The organism is Pseudomonas sp. GM30, assembly GCF_000282275.2.
Taxonomy (GTDB): Bacteria; Pseudomonadota; Gammaproteobacteria; order Pseudomonadales; family Pseudomonadaceae; genus Aquipseudomonas.
In genome coordinates this window covers 1-13,309 of sequence record NZ_AKJP02000008.1, presented here as the reverse complement: position 1 = coordinate 13,309, position 13,309 = coordinate 1, and the positions used below count along the sequence as shown (strand labels likewise).

Annotated in this window: 12 protein-coding genes; 9 read left to right on the top strand and 3 right to left on the bottom strand. The window is 61.7% G+C overall.

The genetic code is table 11. The features are described from left to right. Positions 1 to 242 precede the first annotated feature (242 nt). The gene (locus PMI25_RS06230) at positions 243 to 977 is read right to left on the bottom strand and encodes a thioesterase II family protein (RefSeq protein WP_007962117.1); all 735 of its coding nucleotides are present in this window, start codon (positions 975 to 977) and stop codon (positions 243 to 245) included. 132 nt (positions 978 to 1,109) lie between these two features. Between PMI25_RS06230 and PMI25_RS06225 the strand changes: the two genes are divergently transcribed. After that, positions 1,110 to 2,243 (top strand): cupin-like domain-containing protein, encoded by a 1,134-nt coding sequence (locus PMI25_RS06225; RefSeq protein ID WP_007962115.1) that lies wholly within the window; start codon positions 1,110 to 1,112, stop codon positions 2,241 to 2,243. A 179-nt stretch (positions 2,244 to 2,422) separates the two neighbouring features. Here the strand turns inward: PMI25_RS06225 and PMI25_RS06220 are convergent, their stop codons facing one another. Further along, the gene (locus PMI25_RS06220) at positions 2,423 to 3,595 is read right to left on the bottom strand and encodes an MFS transporter (RefSeq protein ID WP_007962113.1); all 1,173 of its coding nucleotides are present in this window, start codon (positions 3,593 to 3,595) and stop codon (positions 2,423 to 2,425) included. A 168-nt stretch (positions 3,596 to 3,763) separates the two neighbouring features. Between PMI25_RS06220 and PMI25_RS06215 the strand changes: the two genes are divergently transcribed. From PMI25_RS06215 to PMI25_RS06195, 5 genes are all read left to right on the top strand, one after another. Beyond that, the gene (locus PMI25_RS06215) at positions 3,764 to 4,564 is read left to right on the top strand and encodes a glucose 1-dehydrogenase (RefSeq protein ID WP_007962112.1); all 801 of its coding nucleotides are present in this window, start codon (positions 3,764 to 3,766) and stop codon (positions 4,562 to 4,564) included. Further along, positions 4,557 to 6,383, top strand: coding sequence for a glycoside hydrolase family 15 protein (locus tag PMI25_RS06210; RefSeq protein WP_024164433.1), 1,827 nt, complete (start codon positions 4,557 to 4,559; stop codon positions 6,381 to 6,383). Before PMI25_RS06215 ends, PMI25_RS06210 begins: the two co-directional genes overlap by 8 nt. 391 nt (positions 6,384 to 6,774) lie before the next feature. Continuing rightward, positions 6,775 to 7,164 (top strand): hypothetical protein, encoded by a 390-nt coding sequence (locus PMI25_RS06205; RefSeq protein ID WP_007962165.1) that lies wholly within the window; start codon positions 6,775 to 6,777, stop codon positions 7,162 to 7,164. Positions 7,165 to 7,176: 12 nt separating this feature from the next. Next, on the top strand, positions 7,177 to 7,815 hold the full coding sequence (locus PMI25_RS06200; protein WP_007962164.1) for a BRCT domain-containing protein: 639 nt from the start codon (positions 7,177 to 7,179) through the stop codon (positions 7,813 to 7,815). Between the two features lie 177 nt (positions 7,816 to 7,992). After that, on the top strand, positions 7,993 to 8,886 hold the full coding sequence (locus PMI25_RS06195) for an alpha/beta fold hydrolase (protein ID WP_007962163.1): 894 nt from the start codon (positions 7,993 to 7,995) through the stop codon (positions 8,884 to 8,886). Here PMI25_RS06195 and PMI25_RS06190 read toward each other — a convergent pair. Beyond that, positions 8,855 to 9,838 (bottom strand): GlxA family transcriptional regulator, encoded by a 984-nt coding sequence (locus PMI25_RS06190; RefSeq protein ID WP_007962162.1) that lies wholly within the window; start codon positions 9,836 to 9,838, stop codon positions 8,855 to 8,857. The two genes, PMI25_RS06195 and PMI25_RS06190, sit on opposite strands and share 32 nt — an antisense overlap. An 88-nt stretch (positions 9,839 to 9,926) precedes the next feature. Between PMI25_RS06190 and inhA the strand changes: the two genes are divergently transcribed. From inhA to PMI25_RS06175, 3 genes are all read left to right on the top strand, one after another. Beyond that, positions 9,927 to 10,613: an isonitrile hydratase gene (gene inhA, locus PMI25_RS06185; protein ID WP_007962161.1), complete on the top strand. Its 687-nt coding sequence runs from the start codon at positions 9,927 to 9,929 to the stop codon at positions 10,611 to 10,613. A 206-nt stretch (positions 10,614 to 10,819) separates the two neighbouring features. Beyond that, the gene (locus PMI25_RS06180; protein WP_007969194.1) at positions 10,820 to 11,611 is read left to right on the top strand and encodes a CPBP family intramembrane glutamic endopeptidase; all 792 of its coding nucleotides are present in this window, start codon (positions 10,820 to 10,822) and stop codon (positions 11,609 to 11,611) included. A 102-nt stretch (positions 11,612 to 11,713) separates the two neighbouring features. Then, positions 11,714 to 13,279: a methyl-accepting chemotaxis protein gene (locus PMI25_RS06175; protein WP_003223402.1), complete on the top strand. Its 1,566-nt coding sequence runs from the start codon at positions 11,714 to 11,716 to the stop codon at positions 13,277 to 13,279. Positions 13,280 to 13,309: the final 30 nt, after the last annotated feature.

Here is a 13,309-nt window from a genome sequence, read left to right as displayed (position 1 = left end):
TTCTCAGCATCCGGATCAGTAGGCAGGAAGCACAAAGGCACGTCGTCCCTATAAAACGAATGCAGACCGGAAAAATTAGCGAATGAGAACAACTGTCGGCGGGAGGTAGAGCAGGGAATTTCAGATCTGCAAAACACCCTGTGGGAGCGAGCTTGCTCGCGAAAGCGGTATGTCTGCCAATACAGATGTTGACTGACATTGCGTCTTCGCGAGCAAGCTCGCTCCCACAGGTTCTGCGGCGTTCAGGCGGTGGCGGCCATGACATGCCGACGATGATGCCCTTCCAGCTGATCCTTGATCACCTTGAGCACTTTGGCCTCATGCTCGTGAATAAAGAAATGCCCGCCGGCGAGCATGTCCACCGAAAAACTGCCGCGGGTTTCCTTGCTCCAGCCGATCAGCTGTTCGGTGGTCGCACGATCCGCCTTGCCGCCCAGCACGTGCACCGGGCAGTTGAGCAGCGGCCGCGACAACGGCTCGAATTTACCGCAAAGCAGAAAGTCCGCGCGCAGGATCGGCAAGGTCAGGCTCATCAGCTCGGCATTGGCCAGCACTTCTTCGCTGGTGCCGTTGAGCGTGCGCAATTGATCGATCAATTCGGCGTCGGTTTTCGGCTCGGCAAAACCGCGATCGTAGTCGGCGCGCATCGTCGGCGCCGCCGTGCCCGAGGCAAACAGCGCCACCGGTTCCGGACAGCCCAAGATGCGCAGGGCGTGAGCGATTTCGCAGGCCAGCAGCGCGCCCAGGCTATGGCCGAACAACGCATACGGCGCTTTGAGATTCGGCCGTAATTCCTTGGCCAGTTGCATCGCCAGCACACGCATATCCGTGTGCAGCGGCTCGTCGAAACGCGCGCCGCGCCCCGGCAACTCCACCGGTTGCAGTTGCAGCCATTGCGGCAGTTTTGGCCGCCAGCGGCTGTAGACCATGGCGCTGGCGCCGGAGTACGGCAGGCACAGCAGGGTCAGCTTGTTCACCCGGCTTTCCTCGAAAAATTTGTCTGTAGAGAGAAACGGATTACGCCCCCGGCAAATTAGTCGCGCGCCGGTAAATTGCGCCAACAGGCGCTCGTTAACTGTTCAGGCCAAAACCAATAATGAGGATTCACCGTGGACCTGCAGAGCATCCTGGGCAAGTTGTTCGCCAATGCCGGTGCCGTCGGCATCGAAGGCGTTTTCCAATTCGTGTTTGGTCCGCAGCAGGCCTACTGGTCGGAGGTCAAGGCCAGCAGTCGCACCGCGCCCGGTCGCCACCCCAGCCCCGACGTGACCATTGAAGTCGCCGAGAGTGATTTTCTCGGGATCATGGCCGGCAGGGTCAATGTCGAAGAACTGTTCGCCAGCGGGCGCCTGAAGATCGGCGGCAACATGGGCCTGGCGACGCTGCTGCCGCAGATCATCGAGCACGCGATGCACGGTGGCGCCGTGGCGCAAAAGGTCGATATGAACAAGCGCTACCCGACGCCGCCGCGCTTCAGTGAACAACTCACCGCCGGGCTGCCGGTGCAGACCCGCGTCGAGCGTCATGCGCGCAATGATTTGTCGGTCAGCGAATTCAAAAACAAGTATTTGCCCAACGGCATCCCGGTGGTGATCAGCAATGCCTTGCAGGACTGGCCGCTGTTCAAGCTCAGTCGCGAAGAATCGCTGGTGCATTTCGCCGAACTGCAGGGCATCACCCGCCACGGCGATTACGTGAAGAAAACCTTTTCCACCGAACGTGATTTCCGCTCGACGTCGATGGCCGAGTTCATTGCCTCGCTGGACCAACCGGCAGTCAAACGGGCGGACGGCGAACCGCCGGCCTACATGGGCAACAACATCCTGCCGGCGCAATTGCTGCAGCAGATCAAGTACCCGCCCTACTTCGATGCTTCGCTGTTCATCCCGCCACGTATCTGGATCGGCCCCAAAGGCACGCTGACGCCGCTGCACCGCGACGACACCGACAACTTGTTTGCGCAGGTCTGGGGCCAGAAGCAGTTCACCCTCGCCGCCCCGCACCACCGCGAGGCGCTGGGCACCTGGTCGACGGCGCCAAAGGGTGGCCTGGATGGCTGCGACTTCAACCCCGACGCACCGGACTATGAGCGCTTTCCTGCAGCACGCGATGTGACGTTCCTGCGCGTGACGCTGGAGGCCGGGGATCTGCTGTTTCTGCCGGAGGGCTGGTTCCATCAGGTGGAATCGGTGTCGACGTCACTGTCGGTAAATTTCTGGGTGAATTCGGGCCGGGGGTGGTAACCCATTCGCTGCCTGTATGGATAACTCTGTGGCGAGGGGATTTATCCCCGATCGACTGCGCAGCAGTCGCAAACTGACCCGGCACGCTACTTCTGAAGGAAAGGGCTGGCTGGATTTGGGGCTGCTTCGCGGCCCATCGGGGATAAATCCCCTCACCACAACCGCTCGCCAAAGCTGGTTTATTTCAGATGCCGATGACTCTGAAACGCCGACGCCAACACCACCGCCCCCGCCACAATCGCCAGCCAGAATCCGCTACGCGCGCCAAACGCATCCACCAGGGCGCCCGAGCCGGCCGCGCCGATCGCCACGCCGATGCTCAACCCCGTCACCAGCCAGGTCAGGCCTTCGGTGAGTTTGGCCGGTGGCACGATGCGCTCGATCAACGCCATCGCCACGATCAGCGTGGGCGAAAAGAACAACCCCGCGACAAACACTGCCAGCGACAAACCGAAAATATTGCTCGCCAGCAACAATGGCAGCGTGGTCACCGCCGTCGCCACGCCGCCGTACAGAAACAGGCGCGGCAACGGCAGTTTCGAACGCATCGCGCCAAACGCAATCCCGGCCAGACACGAGCCGATCGCATACACCGACAAGACGATGCTCGCCGCCGCCGGCTGGCCCTGCTGCTGGGCGAAGGCGACGCTGACCACATCGACCACACCGACGATGACGCCCATGGCAAGCATCAACGCCAGCAGCCATTGCACGTCGGTCGAGCGAATGATCGAACCCTGATGCTGTGATTCTTGCGGGTGCACCGCCGGCTCGGTGCTGCGCTGAGCAACAAACGCCGTCACCCCGATCGCCAGCGCCAGCAGCGCGGCCAACGGCCCGGCCTCGGGAAACGCCACCACGCACAATCCCACCGACAGCGGCGGGCCAACGATGAAACAGACTTCATCGAGCACCGATTCCAGCGCGTAGGCCGTCTGCAATTGCGGCTGGCCGCGATAGATCTCGGTCCAGCGCGCGCGCACCATCGCCGACATGCTCGGCATGCAGCCGGCCAGCGCGGCAAAGATAAACAGTGTCCAGGTCGGCGCCTGCAAACGCGTACACAGCAACAACATCAACAGCGCCCCGCCACCGATCAATGCCGACAGCGGCAGCACTTTGCCCTGGCCGAAACGATCCACCAGCCGCGAGACCTGCGGCGCGCAAAACGCCGTGGCCAGGGCAAACGTCGCCGCCACCGCACCGGCCAGCGCGTACCCGCCCTTGAGCTGCGAGAGCATGGTGATCACACCGATCCCGGTCATGGATATCGGCATGCGCGCGATCATCCCGGCCAGAACAAAAGCACGGGCGCCGGGGGCAGTGAATAATTCGCGGTAAGGGTTTGCCATGGGTACAGCCTCATCAGGGGCGGCCAAGTTGCCATAAAGGCTGATGAGCGTGGAAGCGCGGAATTGTTGGTGGAATGTGAAGGCTGCGATCTTTTGATCTTTGCTCTTGAACTCTCCCGGCCTGCGACCAGTCAGCTAAATAGGCCCTCAGTCAAGGCACGACTTCGCATGCAAATATCCCTCGCCCGCCAAGTGGCACTGGTCACCGGCGCCAGCTCCGGCATCGGCCACGCTGCCGCCAAAGCGCTGGCCGCTGCCGGCGCAGCCGTCGTCATCAATTACAACCGTCAGGCGGAACCTGCCGAAGCGCTGGCCCGGCAGATCATTGCCGACGGCGGCCAGGCGCTGGCCATCGGCGCCGATGTGTCGAAGGAAGACGAGGTCGAACGGTTGTTCGCCGAGACTCTGGACGCCTTTGGTTCACTGGACATTCTGGTGGCCAATTCCGGTCTGCAAAAAGATGCGGCTGCGGTGGACATGACCCTGGAAGACTGGAACACGGTGATCGGCGTCAACCTCACCGGCCAGTTCCTCTGCGCTCGCGCCGCGCTGCGGATTTTCAACCGCCAAGGGGTGCGCGAAGGCGTGTCCCGCGCGGCCGGGAAGATCATTCACATGAGTTCGGTGCATCAACGCATTCCGTGGGCCGGGCACGTCAACTATGCGGCGTCCAAGGGCGGCGTCGATCAGTTGATGCAGACCCTCGCCCAGGAAGTCAGCCAGCAGCGCATCCGCATCAACGGCATCGCGCCGGGAGCAATTCGCACGGCAATCAATCAGCAAGCCACCGAAGGCGTCGCCGGTGAAAAGCTGCTGGAGCTGATCCCCTACGGTCGCATCGGCGACGTTGAGGATATCGCCAACGCGGTGGTGTTTCTCGCTTCCGACGCCGCCGACTACATCGTCGGCACCACCCTGTTCATCGACGGCGGCATGAGTCTTTATCCGGAGTTTCGTGGCAATGGCTGAGCATCATCCTGAACGACAAAGCCCGATTGACGCCCACGGCATCATCGGTGACCTGCGCAGTGCCGCGCTGGTCAACGACAAGGGCAGCGTGGATTTTTTCTGCTGGCCGGAATTCGACAGCCCGTCGATCTTCTGTTCGCTGCTCGACACGCCCGAGGCGGGGATTTTCCAGCTCGCCCCGGACTTGCCCGATGCGCGACGCGAGCAGATCTACCTGCCGGACACCAACGTTCTGCAAACGCGCTGGCTCAGCGAACAGGCCGTGGTGGAAATCACCGATCTGCTGCCGATCGGCGACAGTGTCGATGACCTGCCGCTGCTGATGCGCCGGGTGCGGGTGGTCAGCGGTGAAGCGACGTTTTACATGCGCTGCGCGGTGCGGCATGACTACGCGCGTGCCAACACCCGGGCGCAGATGGATCAACAATCGGTGATTTTCAGTGCGGAGGGTCAGCCATCGCTGCGGCTGGTGGCGGATCAAGCGTTGCAGATCGATGGCGAATCGGCCGTTGCCGCGTTCAGTTTGAAACAGGATCAGCACGCCGAATTCGTCCTCGGTGGCGCCGACGATCCGCGCTTCAAGGATGACGGCGCGAAAATGTGCCTGGAGCGCACGCTGAAGTTCTGGCGCGACTGGATCGGCCAGTCCAACTACCGCGGGCGCTGGCGGGAGATGGTCAATCGCTCGGCACTGGCGCTGAAGCTGCTGACCTCGCGCAAGCACGGCGCGATCCTCGCCGCCGCCACCTTCGGCCTGCCGGAAACCCCCGGCGGCGAGCGCAACTGGGACTATCGCTACACCTGGATCCGCGACGCTTCGTTCACGGTCTACGCGTTCATGCGCCTGGGCTTTGTCGACGAGGCCAACGCCTACATGGGCTGGCTGCGTGGGCGGGTCAGCGATTGTCAGGGAAATTCGACCAAACTCAACATCCTCTATGCGATCGACGGTCGTCAGGAACTGCCGGAGACCGAACTCACGCACCTTTCCGGTCATGGTGGCGCGCAACCGGTGCGCATCGGCAATGGCGCGTACGACCAGATTCAGCTCGATATCTTTGGCGAACTGATGGACGCGGTGTACCTGGTCAACAAGTACGGCGACGCGATTTCCCACCAGGGCTGGAAACACGTGCGCGAAGTGGTCGATCAGGTGTGTGAGACCTGGCAGACCACCGATGTAGGCATTTGGGAAATGCGCGGTGAGCAGCATCACTTTCTGCATTCGCGATTGATGTGCTGGATGGCGCTGGACCGGGCGATTCGCCTGGCCTCGAAACGCTCGCTGCCAGCACCGTTCGTCCAGTGGGATCAGACCCGGCAGGCGATCTACGCCGACATCTGGGACAACTTCTGGAACGAGGAGCGCGGGCATTTCGTCCAGTACAAGGGCGGCACCGCGCTCGACGGCTCGATGCTGCTGATGCCGCTGGTGCGTTTCGTCAGCGCCAAGGACCCGCGCTGGCTATCGACCCTGCAAGCCATTGAAAAAAGTCTGGTGCGCGACGGCATGGTTTACCGCTACCGCAACGACGACAGCAACATTGACGGCCTGGCGGGCACCGAAGGCGCGTTTGCCGCGTGCTCGTTCTGGTACGTCGAATGCCTGGCCCGGGCCGGTCAGGTGGAGAAGGCGCATCTGGAGTTCGAACAACTGCTGCGCTACGCAAACCCGCTGGGGCTGTACGCCGAAGAGTTTGATAGCCATGGCCGGCATCTGGGCAACACCCCGCAGGCGCTGACGCATCTGGCGCTGATCAGTGCGGCGAGTTTTCTTGATCGGCGTTTGAGTGGGGAGAAGGGTGAGTGGCAGCCGTAATTTCGCCAGTGTCTGTAGGAAATATGCCGCATCAGCGCGCTTCGCCGGGCTAACCCCTACACAGAAATAAACGGAATCAGATCTCCTGTGGTGAGGGGATTTATCCCCGACGGGTTGCGCAGCAGCCCCTGATTTTGCCTGTGCATTTCGTCAACAACGCCGCGCTGCCTGGGTTTGCGACTGCTGCGCAGCCGATCGGGGATGAATCCCCTCGCCACAGTTTGCGTGGTTTGTTCCTGCTTCTTCTAAACAACACCCAGGCAAATCCCTCCCCCGCAACCTGCACTTACACCCTGAAATACCCTGTTGCCACCTGTTACATCCCCCCCTACCATCCACCGCAACGGGCACAGCGGAGCTGTCCAATAAAACCCGAATTCAAGGAACCAGAATGACCCAGCACGTCCACCGCCCCATCGCCACGCCATTGCGCAGCGGCCTGACCCGCACCCAACTGTGGGAAGCCGCCGACAAAGGCCTGATCAAGTGCTGGGAAATCGGCCGCCAGCGCGCCACCCGCTTCCCCGACCTTGCGCAACAATGCCTCGCCGGCGAACTGCCGGTGCTCGGCTGGAAAGGAGGCGTGAGCCGCAGCCTGAAGAAAACCGAGAAATACGGCTCGCTGAAATACCTCGCCCAGTGGCAGGGCTTGCGGGGCGAGGATCTGGATATTGATCTGGGTGAGGAACGTTCGCTGACCTGCTCGCGGACGAAAATGCGGGTGACGTTTACCCCGGATCGGACGAAGTATTTCAATCAGGTGGCGGAAGCCGAGGCTTAAGGAGAAGCAACGATGGTCGATTTGCATCAGGAATTTCAGAGCAGCGTGTTCTTTCACCAGGCAAGGATCGAGCGGCGCTCGGTCGATGCTCTCATTGGCATCGCAGCCGGGCTTGCCGCAGACGGCACGATCAACCAGCAAGAAGCCGAGTTTCTCAGAACCTGGATTGAAACTCATTTGGTGCACCTGGATGATCCGGTTGTGAACATCCTTTACAGACGCCTTGCCGACATGCTCAGCGACGGAGTTCTGGACGCCGACGAGTCTGCGGAGCTGCTGGAAATGCTGCATCAGTTCACCGGGCTGCCAGTCGCACCAACACAAACACCCACGTTTGCCGCGCCGACCAGTCTTCCTCTCGACAACCCTGCCCCGCAGTTATGCCTGATTGATCGGGTGTTCCTGTTTACAGGCGTCATGGCCTATGGGCCACGTAAAGAATGTGAGTCGCAGATCCTCGAACGCGGCGGCCTTATTGGCGGTTCCGTCAGCAAAAAGATTCACTATTTGGTAGTGGGGAGCATTGGCAATGATCAGTGGCTTCACAGCTCTTACGGCACCAAGATCAAGAAAGCCGTTGAGCTGAGAGACAGCGGCGTGCCGATTGCGATCATCAGCGAAGATCATTGGCAAAAGGTGCTGTTCGGCTGACCAGGAACGGACGCCGGCAAGTGACGCTTCCTCTGTGGCGAGGGAGCTTGCTCCCGCCGGGTTGCGAAGCGACCCCATGCTCCAGTGGACCTGCTGCGCAGGCCGGCGGGAGCAAGCTCCCTCGCCACATAGGAATGGTCTAATGTTGCCTGACGCCCAATAGCTGTGGAGTCTGCCGTGTCTGACATTCAACGCGTATTGACACCGAACTTGAACGTAGCCTTTGAACAGCACGGCCCGTCCACCGGCGACGCGGTCATATTGCTGCATGGCTTCCCTTACTCGCCTCGGGCGTACGACGAAATCGCCCCGGTGCTTGCCGCCGAGGGTTATCGGGTGATCGTGCCGTATCTGCGCGGTTACGGCCCGACCCGTTTCAATAGCCCGGACACGCTGCGTTCTGGCCAGCAAGCGGCGCTGGCTCAGGACTTGCTGGAGTTGATGGATGCACTGGGTGTCGAACAGGCCACGCTTTGCGGTTACGACTGGGGTGGTCGGGCCGCGTGCATCGTTGCGGCGTTGTTTCCCGAGCGGGTGCGCGGGTTGGTGACGGGGGATGGTTATAACGTGCAGGACATCGCCAATTCGACCCGGCCACTGGATCCCGAGACCGAGCATCGTTATTGGTACCAGTACTATTTCCACACGCCACGCGGCGTCGCAGGCCTGACGCAAAATCGGCGGGAGTTCTGTGAACTGCTGTGGAAGTTATGGTCACCGACCTGGGCACGCAACGCCGAACGTTATCCGCTGACCGCTCCGGCCTTCGACAACCCTGACTTCGTTGACGTGGTGATCCATTCCTACCGTCACCGCTTCATGTACGCCGCAGGCGATCCGGCGCTGCAATGGATGGAAGACGCGTTGATCAAACAACCGCCGATCAGCGTGCCCATTATCTCCCTGTGCGGTGCCGACGATGGGGTCGGTCCGGCGCCGGAAGTCGATGAAGACATTGCGCACTTCACCGGCCTATACGAAAGGCGCGTGCTGCCCGGCGTCGGCCACAACATTCCCGAAGAAGCACCGCAGCAAACCCTCAAGGCATTACTGGATCTGCTCCGGCACTGACCGAAAACCGCTCCCGATACGCCTGCGGCGTCACCCCGATCGCGCGCAAAAAACTGCGGCGCAACGTCTCCTCACTGCCAAACCCGCAGTTGGCCGCAATGCGTTTCACCGGCAGCCCGGTGTCACTCAGCAGGCGGCGTGCAGTTTCGACGCGGATCAGTTCGATCGCGCGGGCCGGGGTCTGGCCGGTGTCGGCGCGGTAGTGGCGGACGAAGCTGCGTTCGCTCATGCCGGCCTGTTCGGCCAGGGTCGGGACGCCGAGGTCGCAGGTGAGGTTTTCGGCGATCCAGGCGTGCAGTTCATCAAAGCGATTGCCCTGATTTTGCAGGGCTAGCGTCACGCTGAACTGTGACTGCCCGCCCGGTCGTTTCAGGAACACCACCAGATGCCGGGCGACGTCCAGCGCGATGTCGCGGCCCAGGTCTTCCTCGACCATCGCCAATGCCAGATCGATGCCGGCGGTCACGCCCGCCGAGGTCCAGACCGGGCCGTCGTTGATGAAGATCGGATTGGCTTCGACCTGCAGTTTCGGATGCTGCTGCGCCAGCTGTTCGCAGCGGGTCCAGTGGGTGACCACGCGGCGACCGTCGAGCCAGCCACTGGCGGCCAACAGGAAGGCGCCGGTGCAGACCGAGGCCACGCGTCGGCATTTCGCCGCATGCTCGCGCACCCAATCCACCAGCGGCACATCTTCCGCCGCCAGGTAAATGCCCCAGCCACCGGCGATGATCAAGGTATCGCTGGCCTGCCGTGGCAACGGCTCGGCCAGCACCGCCAACCCGGCGGACGACATCACCGCCCCGCCCTCGCGGGCAATCACCGAAGGCGCATAAGGCACGGGCAAACCGCGCTGACGGGCGATGTCGTTGGCCGATGCAAACACTTGCAGCGGGCCGGTGACATCGAGGATTTGTACGTTGGCAAACGCGAGTACGTGAATGGTTTTCGGCATTTGGCGTAATTCGTGGGCTGATTGGCGTATGCGCCAAAACCTACGCGCCTACAGTGAAGCCGTCCACCCCTCAAATGGAGAAAGAATCATGACGTTGCAGATCGGTTTTCTGTTGTTTCCGCAGGTGCAGCAACTCGACCTGACCGGTCCCTATGACGTGCTGGCCTCGCTGCCCGACGTGCAGGTGCATCTGATCTGGAAAGATCTGGTACCGGTCACCGCCAGCACCGGCCTGCTGCTGAAACCGACCACCACCTTCGATGACTGCCCGAATCTGGATGTGATCTGCGTGCCCGGCGGCGCCGGGGTCGGGCCGCTGATGGAAGATGAGCAGACGCTGGGGTTCATCAAGCGTCAGGCGGCGCAGGCCAGGTATGTGACGTCGGTGTGCACCGGCTCGCTGGTGCTGGGTGCTGCGGGCCTGCTGCAAGGCAAACGCGCCACCACGCACTGGGCTTATCACGAACTGCTGCCGAAACTCGGCGCGATTGCGGTGCAGGATCGGGTGGTGCGCGACGGCAATCTGTTTACCGGTGGCGGGATTACCGCAGGCATCGACTTTGCGCTGGTGCTGGCCGCCGAACTGGTGGGGGCCGAGGCGGCGCAGTTGATTCAGTTGCAACTGGAATATGCGCCGGCACCGCCGTTCAATTCGGGCAGCCCTGATACGGCACCGAGCGCGATTGTCGACGAGGCCCGCCTGCGTGCAGCAGCGTCGTTGAAACTGCGTACGGAAATCACCGAACGCGCCGCCGCGAAACTCAACCTGCACTGATCCTCAGCCACACATAAAACCCTGTAGGAGCTGCCGCAGGCTGCGATCTTTTGACTTTGGCGTTTCAAAATCAAAAGATCGCAGCCTGCGGCAGTTCCTACACGGAGGATTGCGGCGTGTCACCGTTTCCCGCCACAGCTTTACTTGTCCCAACGCCCTCACCCGTGTAGAAAGCCCTTCCACAAAATTCTGCACAAGGACTTTCGATGAAGGCGTTGCCATGGCTCTATCTGGCACTTCTCAGCCTCGGTTATGGATTGGCGTTGAGTTTCGGCCAACTCGGCTGGCTCGCGCTGATCTCCTTCGGATTGTTGCTGGTGACCGGTTTCGCCGTGCGCCAACAGCAGGTGCCGGTGGCGCGCCTGCTGGGGCATGCCGTGTTCATCTTCCTCGCGCTGTCGCTGGCGCTGCACTGGTTGCCGGGATTCGCCAACGGCCGGGCCATCGCCCCGCTGCGTTTCACCGACGACGCGGTGCCGTTCGCGATGTACCTGAATCTGGACAAACCCCTGATCGGTTTCTGGCTGTTGCTCGCCTGCCCGTGGATTGTCGCGACCCGCTCGCTGCGTCTGACAGTGTTCGCCAGCGTCCTCGGCCTGACCTTGAGCGCCGTAATGGCGCTGGGCGGAGCGCTTCTGTTCGGCATGATCGCCTGGGCGCCAAAGTGGCCCGATCAGGCGTGGCTGTGGCTGCTGAACAATCTGCTGCTGGTGACGCTGGTCGAGGAGGCGCTGTTTCGCGGCTATATACAGGGCGGTTTGAGCCGCCTGTTCAAGCACCTGCGCCACGGCGACAACCTCGCTCTGCTGCTGGCATCGCTGATCTTTGCCCTGGCGCATCTGGGTGCCGGCTGGCACTGGGTGTTGCTGGCGGGTCTGGCGGGTGTCGGCTATGGTCTGGCCTACCGTTTTGGTGGGCTTGCTGCGGCGATCGCCACGCACTTCGGGCTGAACCTGCTGCATTTTGCGCTGTTCACCTATCCGATGCTGGCCGGTTGAAGCAAGCGCGGTTTTGCGACGCCGTACTTATATCTGAAAAAAAACTTCAATAATTTCCTGACAGCGCCGACAACCTTTCAAAGCCTTGCGGATTGAAAAACCATGCGTAATAACCAGCCCATTACACAACGCGAACGGACTTTCCCGGCTCAGCAGCGGTTGATTTCCACAACCGACGCCAAAGGCGTGATCACCTACTGCAACGACGCTTTCGTCGAAATCAGCGGGTTTTCGCGTGAAGAGCTGATCCGTGCGCCGCACAATCTGGTTCGTCACCCAGACGTGCCGGCGGCGGTGTTTTCGCACATGTGGGGCACACTGAAACAAGGCTTGCCATGGATGGGCATTGTCAAGAATCGCTGCAAATCCGGTGACCACTACTGGGTGAACGCCTACGTGACACCGGTGTTCGACGGCAATCAGGTGGTCGGTTACGAGTCGGTGCGGATCAAACCCACCGCCGAACAGATCCGCCGTGCCGAAGCGCTCTACCAACGCATCAACCAAGGCAAGTCGGCGATCCCTTCCAGCGACAAATGGCTGCCGGTGCTGCAAGACTGGCTGCCGTTCATTCTGGTCAGCCAGTTGAGCTTCGTGATCGGCGCGACCCTGAACTCGCACTGGGGCTTCGCCCTTGCTGCCGGTCTGTCGGTGCCACTGGGCCTGATGGGCCTGCAATGGCAGCAGCGCGGGCTTAAGCGCCTGCTGCGTCTGGCCGAGCAGACCACCTCCGACCCGCTGATCGCGCAGATGTACACCGACAGCCGTGGTGCGCAGGCGCGTCTGGAAATGTCGATCCTCAGCCAGGAAGCCCGCCTGAAAACCTGCCTGACCCGTCTGCAGGACACCGCCGAGCACCTGACCGATCAGGCCAAGCAGTCCGACGCCCTGGCGCACAACAGCTCCAGCGGTCTGGAACGTCAGCGTGTGGAAACCGAACAGGTCGCCACCGCCGTCAACCAGATGGCCGCTACCACGCAAGAAGTCGCCAGCCACGTCCAGCGCACTGCTGACGCCACCCAGGAAGCCAATCGCCTGACCGGTCGTGGCCGCGACATCGCCGGGGAAACCCGCGAAGCCATTCAGCGCCTGTCCGTTGTGGTCGGTGAAACCGGCCTGACCGTCACCCAACTGGCCAAGGACAGCGACGAAATCGGCGGCGTGGTCGACGTGATCAAAGGCATCGCTGACCAGACCAACCTGCTCGCCCTCAACGCCGCCATCGAAGCGGCCCGTGCCGGCGAAATGGGCCGTGGGTTTGCCGTGGTCGCCGATGAAGTGCGTCAACTGGCGCAACGCACCAGCGAGTCTACCGGCCAGATCCACGCCCTGATCGCCAAGCTGCAACAGACCGCATCCAGCGCCGTACAAACCATGGAAGCCGGGCATCGCCAGGCGGAAGAAGGTGTGGCGCGGGTGCTGGAAGCGGATCAGGCCTTGGTCGGCATCAGTGAAGCGGTGGCCAACATCACCGACATGACCACCCAGATCGCTGCGGCGACCGAAGAGCAAAGTGCAGTGGCTGAGGAAATCAGCCGCAACATCAGCAACATTTCGGAACTGGCGGACCAGACGTCCGAGCAGGCGCATAACTCGGCATTGCTGAGTGAAGAGCTGACCAAGACGGCGAATACGCAGTATTCGTTGGTGGAGCGGTTTAACCGCTAAAAGCAAAAGATCGCAGCCTGCGGCAGCTCC